This window comes from Variovorax sp. AB1(2024) (assembly GCF_037482385.2).
Taxonomy (GTDB): domain Bacteria; phylum Pseudomonadota; class Gammaproteobacteria; order Burkholderiales; family Burkholderiaceae_C; genus Variovorax.
Map to the genome: position 1 here is coordinate 950,335 of NZ_JBBHKP020000001.1, position 21,746 is coordinate 972,080.

Consider the following 21,746-nt stretch of genomic DNA (forward strand, 5'->3'; position numbering starts at 1 on the left):
GGGCTCAGGGAATGGGGTCGATCGCTATTTTTTTGCCGTCCAGGCGCACCTGGGCCGATTTTCCCAGCACCGAGTCGGGCAGCGCCACTTCGTTGGTCCGGTAGATGCCGGCGATGGCCACCAGCTGGGCTTCCATGCAGGTCGAGAAGATCCGGGCCTCGGTGTTGCCGCGCGCGCCGGCAATGGCCTTGCCGCGCAGCGGCGCGTACACGTGCACGTTGCCGTCGGCGATGACCTCGGCACCGAAGCTCACCACCGCCGTCACCACCACGTCGCCGCCGCGGGCGTAGACCTGCTGGCCCGAGCGCAGCGGCTTGTCGATCAGCAGCGTGCCGTTGGCCGGCACCGGCACTTCGCGCACGATCTGCGGGGCTTCGGACGCGGGCGGTTCGGCCGGCGGGGCGGGGGCGCGCGGCGCCGGCGCGGCAGGCATGGCCGCCACCGACAGGCCGGCGGCGCGCGCCGCGGCGTGCTGGGCGGCATTGCCGCCGCGCACCGCGATGGGCTGGGTCTGGTGGCGCGCCAGCAGGCTGCGCAGGGCGGCGAAGTCGATGTCGCCGGCGGCCTCGCCGCTCTCGCCCTGTGCTTCCTGCAGCAGCGAGAGGTCGATCACCACCGGCTCCTGCTCGAAGAAATCGGGCGAATCCGCCAGCTGGGCGTCGAGCGCCTCGGCCAGCACGTCCAGGTCGGACGTCTTGAGGATCACTGCGATCAGCGGCAGCGTGGCGCTCTTGAATTCGAAAACCGCCTTGGTGCGCGCGGCGGAGACATCGGCCATTGGAAAACGTCGGTGCGAAAAGCGTTGGAGTCTAACGGGCGCCAGCCAAACCCGGGTGACCGGGCGTTACACCAGGCCCCCCGGTCCACGCTTCGTGCGCTCAGTTCTTCGTGCGGCCCAGCAGCGCGTACAGGATGATCGCGCCGAAGGTGGCGGTCCCGATGCCGCCCAGGGCGAAGTCGCCGAACTTCAGCGTGAAGTCGCCGGTGCCGATGATCAGCGTGATGGCCGCCACGATCAGGTTCTTGTTCTGCGAGAAGTCCACCTTGTTGTCGACCCAGATCTTGGCGCCGGCAATGGCGATCAAGCCGAACACCACGATGCTCACGCCGCCCATCACCGGCAGCGGAATCGCCTGGATCAGCGCGCCGAACTTCGGGCTGAAGCCCAGCACCAGCGCAATGAGCGCCGCCACCACGAACACTGCGGTGGAGTAGATGCGCGTGGCGGCCATCACGCCGATGTTCTCGGCGTAGGTGGTCACGCCCGTGCCGCCGGCGCTGCCGCTCACCACGGTGGCGATGCCGTCGCCGATGAAGGCGCGGCCCATGTAGGCGTCCAGGTTGCGCCCGGTCATGGCCGTCACCGCCTTCAGGTGGCCGAGGTTCTCCGCCACCAGGATGATCGCCACCGGGGCGATCAGCAGCATCGCGTTGGCCGTGAACACCGGCGCGGTGAAGGTCGGCAGGCCGACCCAGGCCGCGTTGGCGATGCCGCTCAGGTCGACAGGCTTGCCCAGCCCCATGCCGTTGGTCAGCACCGCGTAGACCAGCGTGGCCAGGATCAGCCCGACCAGGATCAGCAGGCGCTGCAGCATGCCGCGCGTGAACACCGCCACCAGCCCGACGCACAGGAAGGTCACGGCCTGCATCCACGAATCGAAGTTGCTGGCCGCCATGTTCTTGATCGGCACGCCCGCCAGGTTGAGCCCGATCACCGCCACCACCGCGCCAGTGACCACCGGCGGCATGAAGCGCTCGATCCAGCCCGTGCCCACGGCCTGCACGATGGCCCCGATCAGGATGTAAACCACCCCGCAGGCCACGATGCCCCCCAGCGCCACCGCGATGTTGGCGTTGGGTCCCTTGCCCGCGTAGCCGCTGGCCGCGATCACCACGCCGATGAAGGCGAAGCTCGACCCCAGGTAGCTGGGCACCTTGCCGCCGGTCACGAAATAGAAGATGAGCGTGCCGATGCCGCTCATCAGGATCGCGATGTTGGGGCTGAAGCCCATCAGGATCGGCGCCAGCACCGTGGCGCCGAACATGGCGATGACGTGCTGCACGCCCATGGCGCCGGTCTGCAGCCAGGGCAGCCGCTCGTCGGGCGCGATGACCGCGCCGTTGGCCAGTGCGGACGCAGGCCGTTCAGTCCAGTTGAACATTCTTCTATCTCCTCTTGTTGGGTGTGGTGCTCGGTGGCCGGGACGTCCCGGCTTTCCCGGGGCGTGATTGTGGGTGATGAACCCCGCCCTGAACACCGGCACGCACCCTGCGCCGGAGAAAGAAGACCGCCGCCCTCAGCGCGGCTGCAGCACCGCCATCGTGATGCGCGAGACGCAGGTCAGCTCGCCCGCTTCGTTGGTCAGGTCGATCTGCCAGACCTGCGTGGTGCGGCCCCGGTGCACCGGCCGCGCCGTGCCGATGACCCAGCCGCTGGTGACCGAGCGGATGTGGTTCGCGTTGATGTCCAGCCCCACCGCGCGGTCGCCTTCGGGGGCGGAGTAGTGGGCGCCGCAGGAACCCAGCGTTTCGGCCAGCACCACCGACACGCCGCCGTGCAGGATGCCGTAGGGCTGGCGGGTGCGCTCGTCGACCGGGCAGCGGGCGCGGATGAAGTCGTCGCCCACCTCCAGGAACTCCATGCCCAGCGTCGAGACGGCGGTGCCGACGTGGTTGCGGGTCAGCTCCTCGACGGAGATTTCTTTTTTCCAGATACGCATTCGGTTCTTCTTTCCTGTAGTAGGTGGCTAAAACTATAGCGACGGCGGCTGACAACGGCAGTCGCCTTTGCGTGTTAACTTGGATCGATGAAGCACTCCGTCCGCCGCTGGCTCCTCGGCATTGCCGCCGTCCTGGTGATCGGCGTCGGCGCCCTGGTTCTGGTGGTGCGCGCGAAGCTGCCCACCGACGACGAGGTGGCCGCGAAGATCGCCGAAGGCTTCGAGCAGCGCTTCGGCGTGCCGCTGAAGATAGGCAGCGCCCACTGGTCGCTGCTGCCGATGCCCATGCTGGTGCTGTCCGACGTCGCCACCGGGCAACCCCGGCCCATCACCCTGCGGCAGGTCACACTGCGGCTCAAGCTGGCTCCGCTGCTGCACCGCGTCATTGCGCTGGACGATGTCGAGATCGAAAGCCTGGTGCTGCCCAGCGCGTCGGTGCGGGCCTTTCGCGGCAAGGGGCCCAAGCCCGCCGAGGGCGCGGCGCCCGTGGCGCTGCCGGCACCGTGGACCCTGGCACCGGTGCCTGTGGAACGGGTGCGCTGGCGCGACCTGACCTGGATCGACCGGCGCGACATCGCGCTGGCCTACGACGGCGACATCGTCTTCGACCCCCAGTGGCGCCCGCGCCAGGCCCGGGTGGAGCGCGCCGGCCTGGCGTCGCCCTTGCCGCCTGCGCGCCTGCGGCTGGACCGCGAAGCGGGGCAGGACCGCTGGCGCACCCGCATCGACGTGGGCGGCGGCACCTTGAACGGCGTCGCGCGCTTCGAGACCCTGGCCAACGGCAAGCTGCGCGTGTCGGCCGAGCTCGACCCGCGCCAGGTCGACATCGAAAGCCTGGTGCAGGCCTTCGACCGCCGCACTTCGGTGGCCGGCAAGGTCTCCGGCCATTCCACGCTGGTGGCCGAGGCGGGCAGCGCCGAGGAGGTGAGCGCGCTGGTCCGCAACCTGCACACCCGCACCACCTTCTCGGTGCAGCCCGCCACGCTCACCAAGCTGGACGTGGCCAAGGCGGTGAGCACCGCCGGCATCAGCCGCGGCGGCCGCACGCAACTGGACGAGCTCACGGGCACGCTCGACACCCAGGGCACCGACAACGGCGTGGTGCTGCAGTACTCCAACCTCAAGGCCCGCTCGGGCGTGCTCACCGCAAGCGGCAGCCTGAAGCTGTTCAACCGCAAGCTCGACGGCGAGATCGCGGTGGACCTGGTCGACGGCGTGGTCGGCGTGCCGCTCAAGATAGGCGGCACTGTGAGCGACCCCGAGCTCTCGCTGACAGGTGCCGCGCTCACCGGCGCGGCCATCGGCAGCGCGGTGCTGCCGGGCGTGGGCACGGCCATCGGCGCGCGCATAGGGCAGCAGGTGGAGAAGATGTTCGGCGGCAACAAGCCGAAGCCGAAGCCGTCCAGGCCCGCGCCGGGGCGCTGAGGGCTTCAGCGCCCGAACTCGCCGTGGCGGCCCGCGCCGCCGGCAAAACGCGCGGCGCCGGTTTCGCCCTCGGCAAAGACCATCGGCACGCCTTGCGCGCCTTCGCGGCGCAGCGCTTCGGCCAGCGGCATGTCCCACTGCCCGTAGGCGGAGCGGCGGTCGGCCAGCATGCATTGCTGCGGGAAGGCGGCAAGCTGGTGGGCCAGTTCCTGCGCGGCGGCCAGCGCGCCGCCGGGCGGCGTCACCCGGTTGACCAGGCCCATCGCCAGCGCCTCGGCCGCGCCTACCGGACGGCCCGAGAGAATCATGTCGAGCGCGCGCCCCATGCCCACGATGCGCGGCAGCCGTACCGTGCCGCCGTCGATCAGCGGCACGCCCCAGCGGCGGCAGAACACGCCGAACACCGCGTCGTCGTCGGCCACGCGCAGGTCGGCCAGCAGCGCGAGTTCGAGGCCGCCCGCCACCGCATAGCCGTTCACCGCCGCGATGAGCGGCTTCGACAGCGCCATGCGCGTCGGCCCCATCGGCCCGCTGCCGCCGCCTTCGGGGTCGAGCTCGTTGCGCCGGGCCGGGTCGCCCACGGCCGAGAGGTCGGCGCCCGCGCAGAAGTTGCCGCCCGCGCCGGCCAGCACCGCAACGCGAAGCGCGTCGTCGGCCTCGAAACGCTCGAAGGCCTGGCGCAGTCCGGCGGCCACGACGCCGTCGACCGCATTGCGCTTTTCCGGACGGTTCAGCGTGATGGTGCAGACCGTGCGCTCCACGTCGTACGTCACGTACTGCATGGCCATGTGTGCATCCTTTAGGGCTAAATTACATTAGCGATCGCTCGGCTGCATCCTAGGAAATATTTCTCTCTTTCGCAATCATGGACAAAGTATGTAATGTGCCGGTGGCCATCCCCAGCGCCCCGGAGCTGATCCTCGACCTGCTGGTGGCCGACGGCGGCACGCTGAGTTCGCAGGCGCTGTGCCGCGCGGGCGAGCTCATGGGCATCGGGGAGTCGACGCTGCGCGTGGGCCTGACGCGGCTCGCGGCCGAGGGCAAGATCGCGCGCGGCGAGCGAGGCAGCTACGCGCTCAACCGCGATGGCCCGGCGCTGTCGCGCGCGGTCGACGACTGGCGTCACAAGCAGGCGCAGACCGTCGCATGGCGCGGCGACTGGCTCGCCGTGCACGACGCCGGCGTGCCGCGCGCCGACAAGACGGCCTGGCGCCACCACGCCCTGGCGCTCTCGCTGCGCGGCTTTGCGGCGCTGCGGCCGGGGCTGCACATCCGGCCCGACAACCTCGCGGGCGGGCTGGAGGGCGAGCGCGTGCAGCTTGCAGCCCTGGGGCTGTCGCCGAGCGCGCTGGTGTTCCGGCTGGCCGACCTGGACGATGCCGCGCAGGCCGCCGCGCGCAAGCTGTGGAACGTGCGCGCTCTTGCGGCCGATTGCCGCCGCCTGCAGGCGGGCCTGGAGCGCAGCGAGAAACGGTTGCGCACCCAGCGGCTCGAAGTGGCCATGCGCGAGTCGCTGCTGCTGGGGCGCGCCGTGATCGCGCACCTCATCCGCGATCCGCTGCTGCCGGCCGAACTCATGTCGCCCGCGCCGCGCGCCGAGCTGCTCGCCGCCACCCGCCGCTACCAGGACAAGGCGCTGGTCTTGTGGCGCAAGTGGTTGGCGCTGCCGTAGCTTTTCAGCGCGCAGTTCGTCGAACTGCACCACGCCTTACTTCATGACCCGCGGAGCACCTGCCTCTGCCTTCACCGGGCAATCAGAAGTCGAGCCGTACCACGCGCGCATCGCCCGCGGGTCCGCGAGCGTGCAGCCTTTCCACCTCGGCCGCGCGCCGCGTCAGCACCGCGCGCTGGTTGATGTAGCCCTTGTCGGTGATCTCGCCCGCATCGAGGCTCGGCGGCTCGGCCAGCACCAGCGCGCAGGCCGGGCACTGCGAGGAGCCCGCGCCTTCGTCGCGCAGCGAACGCAGCACGCTGGCGATGCGCTCGTCCATGGCTTCCGGCGGCAACGCGGCGCCTTGCGGGCTCGTGAACACCAGCATGCCGATCTCGTCGCGGTCGTGGCCGGTGAGCACCACGTCCTGCGCATGCGGCGCGAGCATCGACACCAGCTTCACGCGCAGCGTGCCCACCGACACCCAGGTGCCGCTGGAGAGTTTGAAGTCTTCCGCCACGCGGCCGTTGAAGATCACGCCCTGCGCGGGCTGCGCCGGGTTCGCGAGATAGCCGGCATCGCCGATGCGGTAGTAGCCTTCTGCGTCGAAGGCATCGGCGGTTTCGCGCGGCGCGTCGCGATAGCCGGGGAACACCGAGACGCCCTTGACGCGCATCTCCAGCTTCTCGCCGTTGGGCACGAACTTCAGCTCCAGCCCCGGCAGCGGCGCGCCGATGCAGCCGGCGCCGTCGAGCTTCCAGTGCGCGGAGGTGATGGCGGGCGAAGTCTCCGTCGCGCCCCAGGAAGTGGTGAGCCACAGCGGCCGCGTGGGCCGCACGCGCCTCGCCACGGCTTCGAGCCGCTGCCATGTGGAGGGCGCGAGCGCCGCCGCCGCGTAGAACGCGAGCCGCAGCCGCGAGAACACCTCGGCGGCCAGCGCGTCGTCGGCTTCGAGAAAAGGCAGCAGCATGTCGAAGCCGCGCGGCACGTTGAACAGCAGCGTGGGCTTCACCTCGCGCAGGTTGCGCACCGTCTTCTCGATCAGGCCCGGCGCGGGCCGGCCTTCGTCGATGTAGAGCGCGCCGCCGTGGCACAGCACCATGTGCAGGTTGTGGTTGCCGCCGAAGGTGTGGCTCCAGGGCAGCCAGTCGACCAGCACCGGCGCCTCCTGCGCGAGGAAGCGCCATGTCTGCGCCATCATCTGCTGGTTGGCGCACAGCATGCGTTGCGTGTTGATGACCACCTTGGGCTTGCCGGTGGAGCCGGAGGTCAGCAGGTACTTGGCATGCGTGTCGGGCAGCACGTTGGCAAAGGCCTGCATGACGGCGGGCGTTTCTTGCGCCGCGAGCAACTGCTCGAACGCGATGGCACCCGGATGCGCACCGGCATTGCGGCTGAACACCGTGGCCGCCTCCACGCCGCAGCCCGCGAGCGAGCCGCCGTAGACCCTGGCGTCCGATGCATAGATGAGTGCCGGCTTCAGCGCCTGCAGCATGCCGTGCAGCCGCGACGGGTCTTTGGCCATGCGCGAGTAGGCGCTGGAAAGCGAGCACGCGGTACGGCCCACGTGCATGGCCGCGAGCATCAGCACCGCGTGGTCGATGGCGTTGTCCGAGAGGATCACGACCGGCTGGTTCGCCGGCAGCTTCATGTCGAGCAGCGCCTGCGCGACCGCGCCGACTGCCTGTCGCAATGCACGGTAGTCGAGCTTGCGCCAGCCTTCGCCGGCCTCCTCGCGCTCGGCGAGGGCCAGCGCGTCGGGTGTCTCGCGCGCCCAGCGTTCGATCCATTCGCCGATGCAGCGCGCATACGGCCTCAGCGCCACCGGCGAGCGCAACGCGAACGAGCCGTCGTCGAAGTCGATGCGTACCGTGCGGGGTGGGGCGATCAGGTTTTCGTCGTTCAGGAAATCGGTCATTTTTTGTGTTCCGGGTTGTTCGTGGTGCGTGCACAGGGCACCGGGTACTCCCCTCCGCGAATGTCCCCCGGCCTTCGGCCTCCTCCTTTATTTCGCTGCGGGGAGTACCCGGTGCCCTGTGCACAACGAGCGCGGCTCTCGTACTGGCCGATCAACGACCGCTCTGTACAACGATCACGCCGATGGGGTGCCTTGCGCAGCGAAATAAAGGAGGAGGGCGAAGCCCGGGAGACATTCGCGGAGCAAGGTACCCCGTCGGCGTGAGCGCGCCCCGAACAAGCCGCTCACAGCACGACAAGAGCCAAGCAAGGCCCCGACCTATTCAAGCTTGCCGCTATCAGCCTTCGCGCGAATCAGGTCTAACAGCAGGTTGTCGCGCACCGCTTCAAGGTCCGCCGTGCGGCGTTGCCCCAGCGCCTCGTCCGCACCTTCCTTCACCTTCTGCTTCAGCTGCGCCGTCATCGACGGCTCGCCCAGGTCCTTCCACCAGTCCTCGATCGGTCCGCCCAGATGCGCCAGCACATGCTCGATGCCGCCCGCGCCACCCGACAGATGCAGATTCATGAACGGACCCATCACCGCCCAGCGCAGGCCGGGGCCGTGCGCAATGGCCGTGTCGATGTCGGCCACGCTCGCCACACCCTCATCGACCAGATGAAAAGCTTCGCGCCACAGCGCAGCCTGCAGCCGGTTCGCGATGTGGCCCTTGACCTCGCGCTTCACATGGATCGGCCGCTTGCCGATGGCCGCATAGAACGCCATCGTGCGCTCGATGACCTCGGCCGACGTCTGCGCGCCGCCGATCACCTCCACCAGCGGAATCAGGTGCGGCGGGTTGAACGGATGCCCCAGCACCACGCGCTGCGGATGCGCGCAACCCGACTGCACGCCGCTGATCGCCAGGCCCGACGAACTCGATGCGAGGATGGTCTCCGGCGGCGCCGCGGCGTCCATGCGTCGGAACAGGTCGATCTTGAAATCCATGCGCTCGGGACCGTTCTCCTGCACGAAGTCGGCCACCGACACGGCGTCTTCCAGGCTGTCGTGAAAGCGCAGCCGGTCGACCGACGCGCCCGGCGCCAGGCCGAAGCGCTCCAGCGTGGGCCAGTGCTGCGCCACCGCCGCGCGCAGCCGCTCCTCGGCGCCGGGCGACGGATCGGTCGCGTTCACGTCGAGCCCGTGCGCCAGAAAGTACGCGGCCCAGCTCGCACCGATCACGCCGGTGCCGACCACCGCCACGCGCTTCACGTCCAGGGATGTGCTCATGTCGATTTCCACCGCGTGCAGCGGCTCTCCGCCTTGGTCGTCCATGCGGCCTCGCCGCGGATCGGCTCGACCACCTTGTAATAGTCCCACGGCTCCTTCGACTCGGCCGGGGTCTTCACCTGCATCAGGTGCATGTCGTGCACCATCAGCCCGTCGTCTCGCAGCCAGCCGCCCTTGACGAACATGTCGTTGAACTTCGTCTTGCGCAGTTGCGCCATCACCTTGTCGGCATCGTCGCTGCCCGCGGCCTTCACCGCCTGCAGGTACTGCAGCGCGGCCGAGTAGTCGCCGGCATGGAAGGAGGAGGGCATGCGCTTGTGCTTGTCGAAGAAGCGGCGCGACCACTCGCGCGACTCGGGGCTCTGGTTCCAGTACCAGCTGTCGGTGAGGTACATGCCCTGCGAAGCCTTCAAGCCCAGCGCATGCACGTCGTTGATGGTGATGATCATGCCCGCCAGCTTCATGTTCTTGCCGAGGCCGAACTCCGCCGCCGACTTGATGGCGTTCACCGTGTCGCCGCCCGCGTTGGCCAGGGCCAGCACCTGCGCCTTCGAGTTCTGCGCCTGCAGCATGAAGGACGAGAAATCGCTCGCGCCCAGCGGGTGCTTGACCGAGCCCGCCACCGTGCCGCCGCTGGCCAGCACGGTCTTGGTCGCGTCGTTCTGCAGCGCCGCGCCGAAGGCGTAGTCGGCCGCCACGAAGTACCAGCTCTTGCCGCCGGCCTTGACCACCGCGCTCGCGGTGCCGCGCGCCATGGCCACCGTGTCGTAGGCGTAGTGCACCGTGTAGGGCGAGCAGTACTCGTTGGTGAGGCTCGACGCGCCCGAGCCCACCACGAAGTACGGCTTCTTCTTGTCCGCGGCCACGCCGGCCATGGCAATGGCCGCGCCCGAGTTGACGCCGCCGATCAGCATGTCGACCTTCTGCACGTCGAACCATTCGCGCGCCTTGGCGGCGGCGATGTCGGGCTTGTTCTGGTGGTCGGCCGTGACCAGCTCGATCTTCTTGCCGCCGATGGCGCCGCCCATGTCCGCGATGGCCATGCGGATGGCCTCGGCGCCGGCCGGGCCGTCGTAGTCGCGGTAGATGCCCGACATGTCGCTGATGAAGCCGATGCGGATCACGTCGTCTGACACCTGTGCCGAGGCGCCTGCGGCGAATGCCGTGCCGAGCGCCAGGGCCAGTGCGGTGCGGGAAGTGTTCATGTGCTCTTGTCTCCGTTCGTTGTTCTTTTGTTTGTCGCTCAGCCCAATGCGAACTCGGGCCGCGGCGTGCCCGTGCGCGGCAGGCCCATCATCTGGCGCGCCTCCGCAGGGGTTGCCACTTCCATGTCGAGCTCGCGGATCACCCGCACGATGCGCTCGGTGAGCTGCACGTTGGTGGCCAGCTCGCCCTGGCGGAAGTAGAGGTTGTCTTCCAGCCCCACGCGCGCATGCCCGCCCAGCAGCAGCGCCGCCACGTTGGCCTCGAGCTGCGAGGGGCCGATGCCGCTCACGCAGAAGATGCTGCCCTTGGGCAGGGTGTCGACCATCATCTGCAGGAAGCGCGGCGAATACGGCATCGCATTCTGGAAGTTGCGGTGCACGTTCATCACCAGGTTGATGAAGTAGGGCTCGTCGTCGTGGCCTTCCTGGATCAGCGTGGTCGTGTCCTGCAGGATGTGCGTGGGGCTGAACACCTCCCACTCGGGCTTGATGCCGCGCGCCTTCATGCCGGCGGCCAGCTCGCGGCCGCGGGTGATGGGCGTGTCCATCAGGATCTGCTTGCCCTCGAAGCTCAGGTTGAGCGTGGTCGCGTCGAGCGTGCACATCTCGGCGCCGGCATCCATGCCCTTGATGCGTTCTTCCCAGGCAATCTCCCAGCGGTCGCCCGCCAGCGGCTTCACCATGTCGCCGTGCACGCCGCCGCCGGTGGAGTTGTTGATGACGATGTCGCTGCCGCCCGCGCGGATGCGGCTGTTGATGTCGCGGTACACGTCGGCATTGCAGGTGGCGCCGTCGTCGGGGCGGCGGGCGTGGATGGCCACCACGCTGGCGCCGGCGTTCCAGCAGCGCAGCACGTCGGCCGCGATCTCGGCGGGCTGCGTGGGCAGGTTGGGGTTCTGCGACTTGTGCGCCATGCCGCCGGTGGGGGCGATGGTCACGATCACTTTGCGCTTCGACATGGTCGGTGGCTCCTGGTGTCTTTCATGGGGGCGCGCCATTATTTTTTGAGGCGCGTTTGCACTCAGTCATCGCGACGACATTCGGGCTCAGGGTTTACCTGCGCCAGCGGCTAAAGTCGCCACTGCCTTCCACACACTCATGCAGCAAGGAGCAGCGCCCATGAAATTCCTGCCTCTCGTTCTCGTGGCCGCCGCCGCACTGGCGACATCGGGCATGACGATGGCGCAACCGGGGCCCAGCGCCACCTGCGCGGCCAAGCGCGACGCCATCTCGCGCGACATCGACGCGGCCAAGGCCGACGGCCAGACCCAGCGCGTTCGCGGCCTGGAACGCGCGCTGGCCGAAGTGCGCCGCAACTGCAGCGACGCCGGGCTGGCCGCCGATCACCAGCAACGCGTGCGCAGCCAGGAGCGCAAGGTGGCGCAGCGCGAGCGCGAACTGCGGGAAGCCCGGCGCAAGGGCGACGCCGACAAGGTTGCGCGGCGCGAAGACAAGCTGCGCGAAGCGCAGGCCGAGCTGCAGCGCATCAAGGACTTGCCCTGATCCCCTGGCGCAGTGAGCCTCCAGAGCCGTCCATGTCCACGAACAAGCAACCGCTTCAGCACGCGTCGCTGACCATCCCGCAACTGCTGCAGGGCTCGGCGTGGTTTCCGCTGCTCGACGTGGCCGCCGGAGAGCGCGTGCTCGACGAGATGCGCGAGGTCGAGGTGGCGCCCGGTGCCGCGCTCTGCCGGCGCGGCGACACGCCGGCGCACTGGTACGGCACGCTCGAAGGGCTGCTCAAGTGGTCGATCACCTCGAGCGACGGGCGCTCGGTGACGCTGGGCGGACTGTCGGTGGGCAGCTGGTTCGGCGAAGGCACGCTGCTGCGCGCGCTGCCGCGTTCGGCCGACATCATCGCGCTGCGGCCCAGCCGCGTGGCGCAGCTGCCGCTGGAGACCTTCGAGTGGCTGCACCGCACGCAGCGCGGCTTCGACCACTTCCTGCTGCAGCAGATCAACGAGCGGCTGCACTGGTTCATGGGCAGCTATGCGGCGCACCGCCTGCTCGATGCCGACAGCCAGGTGGCGCGCGCGCTGGCCGGGCTGTTCCATCCGTGGCTGCATCCGGGCAGCGAGCCGCACCTGCAGACCTCGCAGGAGGAGATCGCGAACCTGTCGGGCGTGTCGCGCCAGCGCTGCAACGCGGCGCTGAACCGGCTGAAGGAAGCGGGCTTTCTTCGCATCGAGTACGGCGGGATCACCGTGATCGACCTCGAAGGGCTGCGCCGCTTCATCAGCGAGTGACGGACTGACTCACCGCGTGTGGTGCGACGGCGCCCGTTCGTACACCGGCGTGTCGATCCCTTCCATGCGCGCCTTCAGCTGCAGCGCCAGGAACTGCGAGTAGTGCCGCGACTGGTGCAGGTTGCCGCCGTGGAACCACAGGTTGTCGACCTGCGTGGGCTTCCACATGTTGCGCAGCTCGCCTTCCCACGGCCCCGGGTCTTTGGGCGTGTCGGAGCCCAGGCCCCAGCATTTGCCGACCTTGTCGGCGATCTCCGGCGAGATCAGGTCGGCGAGCCAGCCGTTCATCGAGCCGTAGCCGGTGGCGTACACCAGGAGGTCGGCCGGCAGTTCGGTGCCGTCGGTCAGCGTCACCGAGTGTTCGTTCACCCGCTCGATGTTCACGCCGCTCTTCAGGTGGATGCTGCCGTTGGCCACCAGCTCCGAGGCGCCCACGTCGATGTAGTAGCCCGAGCCGCGCCGCAGGTACTTCATGAACAGGCCCGAGCCGTCGACGCCGAAATCCAGCAGGAAGCCCGCCTTCTCCAGCCGCGCATACAGGTCGGCGTCGCGCTTCTTCATCTCCTCGTACACCGGGATGTGGAAGGTGTGCATGATCCTGTAGGGCACCGACGCGAAGATCAGGTCGCCCTTGTGGTGGTCGATGCCGTTCTTCACCGCCTGCTCCGAGTACAGCCCGCCCAGCGCCAGTTCCATCAGCGACTGCGAAGGCGCGATGTGCGTGGACGAGCGCTGGATCATCGTCACGTCGGCGCCGTGCTCCCACAGCGCCGCGCAGATGTCGTGCGCCGAGTTGTTGGAGCCCAGCACCACGCACTTCTTGCCCGCGTAGGCTTCGGGCCCCGGATGCTGGCTGGAATGGTGCTGGTCGCCCTTGAAGTTCTCAGCGCCCGCCACCTTCGGCACGTTCGGATAGCCCGACACGCCGAGCGCGAACACCAGCTGCTTCGGCCGCAGCACCACCGGCTTGCCCTCGCGCTCCACAGTCACTTCCCAGCGCTGCGTGGCCTCGTCGAAGCGCGCCTTCTTCGCGGTGGTGGAGCTCCAGTAGTTCAGCTCCATGATCTTCGTGTACATCTCCAGCCAGTCGCCGATCTTGTCCTTGGGAGCGAACACCGGCCAGTCGTCGGGGAAGGGCATGTAGGGCAGGTGGTCGTACCAGACCGGGTCGTGCAGGCACAGCGACTTGTAGCGCTTGCGCCAGGAGTCTCCGGCCTTCGCGTTGCGCTCCACGATGATGGTCGGCACGCCCAGCCGGCGCAGCCGGGCCCCGAGCGCGATGCCGCCCTGGCCGCCGCCGATGACCACCACCTCGGGCTGCTCGGTATAGCCGAGCGCCGCCTCTTCGTCGCGGCGCTTCTCCAGCCAGTTCTTGCGGCCCTTGTGCACGCCGTGCTCCGCGCCCTTGACGCGGTTCTCACCCGTCTTTTCCTCGAAGCCCTTCAGCTCGGTCATGGTGGTGAGCAGCGTCCAGGCCTTGCCGTTGCGAAGCCGCAGGTGGCCACGGCCGCGCGCCACGCGCGTCTCGAAGGTGAACCACGCGTCGACCACGCCGTCGGCCTCGGTCGCTTCGCCCTCCAAGGCGAAGGCCGTGGGCTGCGTGTCGGCCAGCCGCGCCTGCAGCATTGCGCGGATCGCAGCCGGTCCTTCCTGCGTGCGGATGTTCCAGGTGAAGGCGACGAGGTCGCGCCAGAAGCTGTCGGGCTCGAAGAGCGCGACGGCTGTGTCGATGTCGCCCTGCGCGAGCGCGGCGGCGAAGTCGGCGAGCCATTGGGCCGCAGCCCGGGTGGGGGCGGTGATGGTGTCTGTCATTGCGTGTCTCCGTAGCGTCGTTGATGGATGTGCGGCGCCATCTGGGCGGCGCGGCTTCCATTGCGCAGCTTTCATGCCGCGTGGGGAGTCACGGGGAATCAATGACTTGGACTGCGTTTTGTCTCACGGCGCACATCCCGTCTCGTTTGGACTGCGACTGCCCCGCGACACGTCGAGACGAATTCATTCAGGCAAAGAGCACTTTGGCACTATTTTTTATGAGGGCGACCCGAATCCGGCCGAACAAATGTGGCGCCAATCCGACTTTCCATAGGCCTTTTATCTTCTTAAACAAAGGTTATCGCTAAATTCGAAGCGCCCCGGCGTCGCCGGAGTGCATCGATCAATACAAATCCAGAGGGACAGAGAGATGAGGAGAAGCATTGGCACCGCGTTCACCGCGGCCATGGTGGTGGGTCTTGCCGGTTGCGGCGGTGGTGGGGGCGGAGGAGGAGGCGGCGTCCCACTGCTGCCGATCGCCGTTGCGCCGGCACCAGCACCGGCACCGGCACCGCAAACGCCGGCGGCAGCTGAATTGAAACTCACGGTCGAGATCGCCGGTACGGCAGCAACGCCTGACGGCAGTGGCAAGTACAGCGTGCTTCCCGGCCAACGAGTCGTCGTCAGAGCTAGCGACAACGTCGCGTGGACCGGCGATGCCGGTACCGGTGTCGTGACTCGCACGGATGTCGACACCACTGCCACCGAGTGGGTTTCGCGACTCGCCAATCCAGACAAGACGAAGACCGGCGCCTACAAGCTCGTGGCGAGTGCTTCGGAAAATCGCTCGAAGGAACTGAGCTTCGTCGTTCAGACGGGCGACTATCGCAATGGCGACTACATGGTGTTCGCAGCGAACGGCTCTCGGCAGAAACTGAGCATCGACTTCGACAAGGCCACCTACAGCATGACGGATGCGGCTGGAGATACCACCAGCGGCACCCTGACGCCGCCTTCCCCGTCGACGCTCGTCAACGACTGGAAGGTACAGAGCAATCGCATCACCGGCACGAATACGTCCGCGCTGTGGGGCCTGGGGGACAACATCGTCGGTGCGTTCCCGTTCGCCAAGCCATTCTCGGCGCCCGTGTCTTACATGGCCGCACCACTGGTGGCGACCCGGGCTCTTCTGACGACGCAAAGCAGGCTCGACGGTACCTACGACCGTGCGCGCATCGAGGTCACGGCATCTGCCCGCGAATCCGCAATTGCTCAAATCCAGATCTCTGGCGGCGGGACAGTGATGAAGCAGTGCGTCGACCAGATCATCTACAGAATCGAAGATTGCCCGCCGGCAAGCTTGGTGACCAGCAAGGTCGAAGCGGATGCCGATGCCGAAAGCGGTCTCTGGTCGCTGAAGAACCCTGCGGACGGAACACTTCTGGGCCGCTTTGGCATCGCCATTTTCGAAGGCGAGAAGATCTATCTGAGCGCGGGCACATCTCCCGCCACTGGTGGCCAGGTGCTGGCCATCGGCGTGCCGGCGGCGCCGCAATACGTGGCTTTCAGCAGTTTTGCCGGCTGGTCGACAAGCGGCACGATGGACATGTCGATCGTCTCTACGACGAGCTACCAACTCGCCATGACCGACGCGACCACGAATCTCCTGGGCCTCACGGTTGCGGCAGTCGGCGCCGCGTCGCCTTACGGCATCCGCTCGGCGGCATCAGGTCCTGACGCGTTCTTCTCCATGCGCTCGAAGAGCCTGGAACTGCTGATCGGTGCGCGCAGCCCATCGGCCCGCGCCGGCTTCCTGCACATCGGGCTCATCCAGTAGCAGGTCGAGACCCGGCCGGCAAGGCCATGAGTGAAGCCCGCCAGGCCATCCAAGGCTTCGCGGGCTTTTTCCATGCGCATGCCTGGCGAGGCATGATCCGAATCGACGGGCAACTGCTGCAGGCTGACGTGATCGACGGCATCGTCCACGCCGAGTTCGTCCGCTACCTGCGGACTGAGGCGCGTCCCTATCCGCGCCGCGGCGCCACGATGCCCAGCCGCTTCATGTGTCGATAGGCGGTCGCGCGGCTCATGCCGAGTTCGTCGGCCGCGCGGGCGACGTGCCAGCGGTGGCGCTTCAGCGCATCGATCAGCCGTCCGGTTTCGGCGGCGGCGTCTTCATCGGGCGCCATATCGGCATGGACGGCAGCCTCTGCATCTTCCTGCTGCAGTTGCAGATCCTGCGCGCTCACGCTCGCACCGCTGCACAGCGCCAACGCCAGCCGCAGCACATTGCGCAACTCCCGCAGATTTCCTGGCCAGTCATGCGCGAGCAGCTGCCGCATTGCCTCTTCCGACAAGCGCGCCGGCGAAGACATCGCCGCAGCCTCCTCGTTGAACATCCCCTCGATCAGGTAGCGCCTATCGCCGCGCTCGCGCAGCGGCGGCAGCTTCAGCACCGCACCGCACAGCCGGTAATACAGGTCTTCGCGAAACCGCCCCGAGGCCACCAGGTCGGGCAGGTGCCGGTGCGTGGCCGCGACCACCGCAATGTCTACCCGCTGCGGCGATTCGGCCCCCAGCGGCAGCACCTCGCCTTCGGACAGCACGCGCAACAGCCGCGTCTGCAGCGCCATCGGCATGTCGCCGATTTCGTCGAGGAACAGCGTGCCCCTGTCGGCCTGCGCGATCAGTCCCTTCATGCCCTTGGCGCGGCCTCCCGTGAAGCTGCCGGGCGTGTAGCCGAACAGCTCGCTCTCGATCAGCGAATCGGGAATGGCCGCGCAGTTCACCGCCACGAAGGGCATCGCCGCGCGGCTGCTCGCGCCGTGAAGCGCACGCGCAAGCACTTCCTTGCCGCTGCCGGTCTCGCCTTCGACCAGCACGTGGATGCCTCGGTCCACCAGCCTGCGCGCCTGGGCGAGCAGCTTCTGCATCGCTGGGTCGTCACCGGCGATGCGCTCCAGTGGCGGCAACCTGTCGGAAGGCCGGGGACTCGGCGCGCCGGCTGCGGCCGGCGCCGACGCCCTGCGCACGCGCGGCGCGATCAGCGACGCGTGATATTCGCCCCCGCCCGGCAGCAGCACCGTGTGCGCGAAGGGCATCAGTGCCGACGCAGCACCGCCGTTGCCGATGCGCCAGATCGCATCCATCGGCATATGCAGCAGTTCCGACACCGCGCCGCTCAGCGCATGCCCCGCAAAGGCCTGCCGCGCGCCGCCGTTGGCGCCCGCCAGCGTGCCGCCATCGTCGAAGGCCAGCATCACCTCGCCCGCCACGTCGACCAGCCCGTAGGCGCTGCCCAGCCGCAGGATCCAGTGGCCGCGGAAGTGGCGCAGGAAATCGGCGTCTTCGATCATCCGCGCATACATCGACACCAGGTGGCGCACCAGGTGCTGGCTCTCGCGCGCTTCGGGCGAGCGCAGCGCCGACACGTCGAGGATGGCCGTGAGCTTGCCGCTGTGATCGAACAGCGGCGCGGTGGTGCAGGTGAGCGCGATGTGCGTGGCGTCGAAGTGCTCGGTCTGGTGGCAGGTCATCGGCTGGCGCTCGACCAGGCAGGTGCCCACGCCGCAGGTGCCGGCGTGGGCCTCGTTCCAGTCGGCGCCCAGGTACAGGCCGGCCTTGCGCAGCTGGTCGTCCCACGCGGGGTGGCCGATGTAGTCGACCGTGATGCCCTCGGCATCCGTCAGCAGCACCATGTAGCCCAGGTCGGCCACGCGGCGGTAGATGTCTTCCATGCCCGCGCGGGCGGCGCGCAGGAAGTGTTCGAGCTGCTGCTGGTGCGCGCGCACCTCCTGCGCCGGAAGTATGCGCGCGGGGCTCGGCTTCGACGGATCGAGCCCATGGTCGCGCACGCAGCGCGCCCACGACTTGTGGACCAGGCTCTGCGCCGGGTCGGCGAGCGCCGCGCCGGTGGCGATGGAGTAGACGTTGTCGATGTGACGCGATTGCAGGGAAGCCATGGTCAACCTCGCTGTGCCTGGGTGGGCAGCCGCACATCATTCGGCTGTCGCACTGTCGCAGTGGAGAGGTGAAACCCGGTGGAACGGACGTGTTACTCCCTCTCACAACGCAAGGGGTCGGCGTCGGGCTTCACACCCCCAGCAGTTCCTCCAGCGCATGCGGCTCGGCCAGCAGATCCGCCGAAGCCCCGTGCCGCACGATCTGCCCCTTCTCCATCACCACCGCCAGGTCGGTATGCGCCAGCACCTTGCGGTAGTCGCGGTCGACGATCAGCGTGGCGATGCCGGTGGCGCGGATCTCGCCGATCACGCGCCAGATCTCGGCCACGATCAGCGGCGCCAGGCCTTCGGTGGCTTCGTCGAGGATCAGCAGGCGCGGGTTGGTCATGAGCGCGCGGCCGATCGACAGCATCTGCTGCTCGCCGCCCGACAGCTGCTGGCCGCCGTGCGACAGCCGCTCCGACAGGCGCGGGAAGGTCGCCATGACGCGGTCGAAGGTCCATTCGCGGCGGCCGTCGATGCCGGCGCGCTCGCTCATCACGAGGTTCTCGCGCACCGACAGGTTGGGGAAGATGCCGCGCCCCTCTGGCACGTAGCCGATGCCCAGCCGCGCCATCTTCTCGGGCGGCAGGCCGGTGACGGTGCGGCCGTCGACCTGCACTTCGCCCGAAGCGGGGCGCACGTAGCCCATCATCGTGCGGATCAGCGTGGTCTTGCCCATGCCGTTGCGCCCGAGCAGGCCGACCGAGGTGGCCGCCGGAATGCCGGCATGCACGCCGCGCAGGATGTGGCTGTTGCCGTAGTAGGTGTTGAGGTCTCGCACGATCAGCATCAGTGTTGCTCCTCGCCGAGATAGGCGGTGCGCACTTCGGGGTTCTCGCGGATCTCCGCGGGGTTGCCCGTGGCGATGACCGTGCCGTTCACCATCACGGTGATGCGGTCGGCGATGCGGAACACCGCGTCCATGTCGTGCTCCACCAGCAGGATGGCATGTGTGGCCTTCAGCCGCGCGAGCAGCGTGAGCATGCGGTCGGTTTCCTCGGCACCCATGCCGGCGAGCGGTTCGTCGAGCAGCAGCACGCGCGGCTTGGTGGCCAGGCACATGGCCACTTCGAGCTGCCGTTGCGCGCCGTGGCTCATGGTGCCGGCGATGCGGTGCGCCTCGTGGGCGAGGCCTGCCGCTTCCAGTGCCGCGTCGGCCGATGCGGTGCTGGCGGCGCAGCTTTGCGACGATTGCCAGAACGCCCATGGTTTCGGCGTGGCGGCCTGAGCGGCGAGCCGGCAGTTCTCGTGCACGCTGAACTCCGGGAAGATGGTCGTGCGCTGGTAGCTGCGGCCCACGCCGTCGCGCGCGCGCTTCGCCTGGGCGCGGCCGGTGATGTCCACGCCGTCGAGCGCGATGCGGCCTTCGGAGGCTTCGATCTCGCCGGAGAGCATGTTGATCAGCGTCGACTTGCCCGCGCCGTTGGTGCCGATCACGGCGTGCACTTCGCCGACGTGCAGGTCGAGCGTGACGGCGTTGACGGCGGTGAGGCCGCCGAAGCGGCGCGTGAGTTTTTCGACGGAGAGCAGTGCGTTCATGGTCTTGCTCCTTCCCCTTCCGGGGGAAGGTTGGGATGGGGGCATGCGGCCTTTGATGCTGCGCGGCGTTGGAGGCCGCGTGCCCCCACCCCGGCCCTCCCCCGGGAGGGGAGGGAGAAACGCGGGGTCATGCGGCCCCCTTCGGCGACAGGCGCTGCACCAGGCCGATCAGGCCCTTGGGCAGCAGCGCTACGAACACGATGATCGTCAGCCCCAGCGTCAGCTGCCAGTGGTCGGCCAGCGGACCCATCACGGCATGCGTCGAGAAAATTTCCTTGAGCAGCGTGAACGCGATGGCGCCGATCACCGCGCCGCGCAGATGGCCGAGGCCGCCGAGAATCACCATCAGCAGCACCTCGCCCGAGTTGTGCCATGCCATCAGCTCGGGGTTGACCACGCCGTCGCGCGAGGCCAGCAGGAAGCCCGCGAGCCCGGCCAGCGCACCCGCCAGCACGAAGGCCGCGAGCTTGTAGCCGTACACCGAGAACCCCGCCGCGCGCATGCGCTGCTCGTTCACGCGGATGCCCGCCAGCGCCGCACCGAAGCGCGAGCGGCGAATCAGGGCCAGCAGCCCGTAGGTGAACACCAGCGACGCCAGCACCACGTAGAACAGCACGGTACGGTTCTCCATGTCGAGCGCGCCGATGGCGGGCCGCACGTACATGTAGATGCCGTCGCTGCCGCCGCCGACCTTGGTGTCGTGGAACACGAAGAAGGCCATCTGCGCGAAGGCCAGCGTCACCATGATGAAGTACACCCCGCGCGTGCGCAGGCTCAGCGCGCCGACGAACAGCGCATACAGCGCCGCCGCGCCCATGGCCAGCGGCAGCAGCAGCGCGAAGTTGCCGCCTTCGCTGCCCGACGCCAGCACGGTGACGTAGGCGCCGATGCCGTAGAACGCCGCATGGCCCAGGCTCACCAGGCCGGTCATGCCGACCAGCAGTTCCAGGCTGAGCGCGAAGATCGACAGGATCATGATCTTCACGACGAAGTCCGATGCGTAGTTACCCATGAAAGGACCGGCGATGCCGATGGCGATCGCGCAGGCCACGGGCAGGAGGAAGGCGCCGCGCTTCATGGCCGCCTCCCCATCAGCCCCTCGGGCTTCCAGATCAGCACGATCGCCATCAGCAGGTAGATGCCGATGCCGCTCAGGTCCGCGAAGAACACCTTGCCGAAGGTGTCGACGAAGCCCACCAGCAGCGAGGCCACCAGCGCGCCGGTGATGGAGCCGATGCCGCCGATCACCACCAGCACGAAGCAGATGATGAGCACGCTCGCGCCCATGTTCGGATACACCGAGGACATGGGCGCGGCGATCATGCCGGCCAGCGCCGCCAGCGCCACGCCGGCCGCGAACACGATGCGGTACAGGCGCTTCACGTCGATGCCCAGGCCGCGCACCATGTCGCGGTTGCTCGCGCCAGCGCGGATCATCATGCCCAGCCGCGTGCGGTTGACCACGAAATACAGCCCCACGGCCAGCACGATGCAGGCGGCCGATGCGAACAGGCGATACCACGGATAGCTCATGACGCTGCCCAGCGCGAAGCTGCCGTCGAGCCATGCGGGCACCTTCACGCCATGCACGTCGTTGCCCACGAAGATGGAGCGCAGCTCCTCGAAAACCAGGATGAGCCCGTAGGTCATCAGCACCTGCTGCAGGTGGTCGCGCTGGTAGAGGTAGCTGAAGAAGGCCCACTCCAGCAGGTAGCCGAACACGGCCGCCAGCACCACGCCGGCAACCAGCATCAGCAGGAACTGGTCACCGAACACCGGCGCGAGCGAGAACGCCATGTACGCGCCGATCATGTAGAAGCTGCCGTGGGCGAGGTTGATGACGCCCATGATCCCGAAGATCAGCGTCAGCCCCGAGGCCACGAGGAAGAGGAGGAGTCCGTACTGAACCGAGTTCAGACACTGGACCAGGAAGGTGCCGAAATCCACGTTGGAGTTTCTCTCAGGGCGGAATCGTTGAGGAAGGATGCAGTGCGCGAGACACCGCGGAACCGGCTTTGCC

Annotated in this window: 20 protein-coding genes; 6 read left to right on the forward strand and 14 right to left on the reverse strand. The window is 68.2% G+C overall.

Annotated features, from left to right (window positions below; genetic code table 11):
- Positions 1-4: 4 nt before the first annotated feature.
- The 3 genes from minC to WIX39_RS04645 form a co-directional block, all read right to left on the reverse strand.
- Entirely contained in the window at positions 5-778 is a 774-nt protein-coding gene (gene minC, locus WIX39_RS04635; protein ID WP_106936244.1) for a septum site-determining protein MinC, read from the reverse strand.
- 100 nt (positions 779-878) lie between these two features.
- Positions 879-2,162 (reverse strand): solute carrier family 23 protein, encoded by a 1,284-nt coding sequence (locus WIX39_RS04640; protein ID WP_081267294.1) that lies wholly within the window; start codon positions 2,160-2,162, stop codon positions 879-881.
- Positions 2,163-2,297: 135 nt separating this feature from the next.
- Positions 2,298-2,720 carry a hotdog fold thioesterase gene (locus tag WIX39_RS04645; RefSeq protein WP_081267295.1) on the reverse strand — a complete coding sequence of 141 codons (423 nt, stop codon included), beginning with the start codon at positions 2,718-2,720 and terminating at the stop codon, positions 2,298-2,300.
- A gap of 87 nt (positions 2,721-2,807) precedes the next feature.
- Here WIX39_RS04645 and WIX39_RS04650 point away from each other — a divergent pair, with 87 nt between their 5' ends.
- A complete protein-coding gene (locus WIX39_RS04650; RefSeq protein WP_106936243.1) occupies positions 2,808-4,145 on the forward strand; it encodes an AsmA-like C-terminal region-containing protein in 1,338 nt (445 codons plus the stop codon).
- Between the two features lie 5 nt (positions 4,146-4,150).
- Here the strand turns inward: WIX39_RS04650 and WIX39_RS04655 are convergent, their stop codons facing one another.
- A complete protein-coding gene (locus tag WIX39_RS04655; protein ID WP_106936242.1) occupies positions 4,151-4,933 on the reverse strand; it encodes a crotonase/enoyl-CoA hydratase family protein in 783 nt (260 codons plus the stop codon).
- 77 nt (positions 4,934-5,010) lie between these two features.
- Here WIX39_RS04655 and WIX39_RS04660 point away from each other — a divergent pair, with 77 nt between their 5' ends.
- Entirely contained in the window at positions 5,011-5,817 is an 807-nt protein-coding gene (locus WIX39_RS04660) for a PaaX family transcriptional regulator (protein WP_106936241.1), read from the forward strand.
- 82 nt (positions 5,818-5,899) lie between these two features.
- Here WIX39_RS04660 and WIX39_RS04665 read toward each other — a convergent pair whose 3' ends face one another.
- The 4 genes from WIX39_RS04665 to WIX39_RS04680 form a co-directional block, all read right to left on the reverse strand.
- Entirely contained in the window at positions 5,900-7,714 is a 1,815-nt protein-coding gene (locus WIX39_RS04665) for a feruloyl-CoA synthase (protein ID WP_106936240.1), read from the reverse strand.
- Positions 7,715-8,032: 318 nt separating this feature from the next.
- Positions 8,033-8,980: a 3-hydroxyacyl-CoA dehydrogenase NAD-binding domain-containing protein gene (locus tag WIX39_RS04670; RefSeq protein WP_199851868.1), complete on the reverse strand. Its 948-nt coding sequence runs from the start codon at positions 8,978-8,980 to the stop codon at positions 8,033-8,035.
- Positions 8,977-10,185 (reverse strand): ABC transporter substrate-binding protein, encoded by a 1,209-nt coding sequence (locus WIX39_RS04675; RefSeq protein WP_106936238.1) that lies wholly within the window; start codon positions 10,183-10,185, stop codon positions 8,977-8,979. The genes WIX39_RS04670 and WIX39_RS04675 overlap by 4 nt, the downstream gene beginning before the upstream one ends.
- A 38-nt stretch (positions 10,186-10,223) precedes the next feature.
- Entirely contained in the window at positions 10,224-11,144 is a 921-nt protein-coding gene (locus tag WIX39_RS04680) for a 3-keto-5-aminohexanoate cleavage protein (RefSeq protein WP_081267300.1), read from the reverse strand.
- Positions 11,145-11,304: 160 nt separating this feature from the next.
- Between WIX39_RS04680 and WIX39_RS04685 the strand changes: the two genes are divergently transcribed.
- Both WIX39_RS04685 and WIX39_RS04690 read left to right on the forward strand, forming a co-directional pair.
- Positions 11,305-11,688 carry a DUF1090 domain-containing protein gene (locus WIX39_RS04685; protein ID WP_172839816.1) on the forward strand — a complete coding sequence of 128 codons (384 nt, stop codon included), beginning with the start codon at positions 11,305-11,307 and terminating at the stop codon, positions 11,686-11,688.
- A gap of 32 nt (positions 11,689-11,720) precedes the next feature.
- A complete protein-coding gene (locus WIX39_RS04690; RefSeq protein ID WP_081267302.1) occupies positions 11,721-12,431 on the forward strand; it encodes a Crp/Fnr family transcriptional regulator in 711 nt (236 codons plus the stop codon).
- Positions 12,432-12,440: 9 nt separating this feature from the next.
- Here WIX39_RS04690 and WIX39_RS04695 read toward each other — a convergent pair whose 3' ends face one another.
- Positions 12,441-14,243 carry an NAD(P)/FAD-dependent oxidoreductase gene (locus WIX39_RS04695; protein ID WP_106936237.1) on the reverse strand — a complete coding sequence of 601 codons (1,803 nt, stop codon included), beginning with the start codon at positions 14,241-14,243 and terminating at the stop codon, positions 12,441-12,443.
- Between the two features lie 370 nt (positions 14,244-14,613).
- Here WIX39_RS04695 and WIX39_RS04700 point away from each other — a divergent pair, with 370 nt between their 5' ends.
- Together WIX39_RS04700 and WIX39_RS04705 are read left to right on the forward strand one after the other, a co-directional pair.
- Complete coding sequence (locus tag WIX39_RS04700) at positions 14,614-16,020, forward strand: hypothetical protein (protein ID WP_234382179.1); 1,407 nt, start codon at positions 14,614-14,616, stop codon at positions 16,018-16,020.
- Positions 16,021-16,046: 26 nt separating this feature from the next.
- Positions 16,047-16,256 carry a hypothetical protein gene (locus WIX39_RS04705; RefSeq protein WP_159053679.1) on the forward strand — a complete coding sequence of 70 codons (210 nt, stop codon included), beginning with the start codon at positions 16,047-16,049 and terminating at the stop codon, positions 16,254-16,256.
- Here the strand turns inward: WIX39_RS04705 and WIX39_RS04710 are convergent.
- From WIX39_RS04710 to WIX39_RS04730, 5 genes are all read right to left on the reverse strand, one after another.
- Positions 16,208-18,145 (reverse strand): sigma-54-dependent Fis family transcriptional regulator, encoded by a 1,938-nt coding sequence (locus WIX39_RS04710; RefSeq protein WP_106936236.1) that lies wholly within the window; start codon positions 18,143-18,145, stop codon positions 16,208-16,210. The genes WIX39_RS04705 and WIX39_RS04710 overlap by 49 nt on opposite strands.
- Positions 18,146-18,275: 130 nt before the next feature.
- Positions 18,276-18,977 carry an ABC transporter ATP-binding protein gene (locus tag WIX39_RS04715; RefSeq protein WP_081267303.1) on the reverse strand — a complete coding sequence of 234 codons (702 nt, stop codon included), beginning with the start codon at positions 18,975-18,977 and terminating at the stop codon, positions 18,276-18,278.
- Positions 18,977-19,726, reverse strand: coding sequence for an ABC transporter ATP-binding protein (locus tag WIX39_RS04720; RefSeq protein WP_106936235.1), 750 nt, complete (start codon positions 19,724-19,726; stop codon positions 18,977-18,979). The genes WIX39_RS04715 and WIX39_RS04720 overlap by 1 nt, the downstream gene beginning before the upstream one ends.
- A gap of 127 nt (positions 19,727-19,853) precedes the next feature.
- Positions 19,854-20,804, reverse strand: a complete 951-nt coding sequence (locus WIX39_RS04725) for a branched-chain amino acid ABC transporter permease (protein WP_106936234.1) — start codon at positions 20,802-20,804, stop codon at positions 19,854-19,856.
- Positions 20,801-21,673 (reverse strand): branched-chain amino acid ABC transporter permease, encoded by an 873-nt coding sequence (locus WIX39_RS04730; protein ID WP_081267306.1) that lies wholly within the window; start codon positions 21,671-21,673, stop codon positions 20,801-20,803. The genes WIX39_RS04725 and WIX39_RS04730 overlap by 4 nt, the downstream gene beginning before the upstream one ends.
- Between the last annotated feature and the right edge of the window lie 73 nt (positions 21,674-21,746).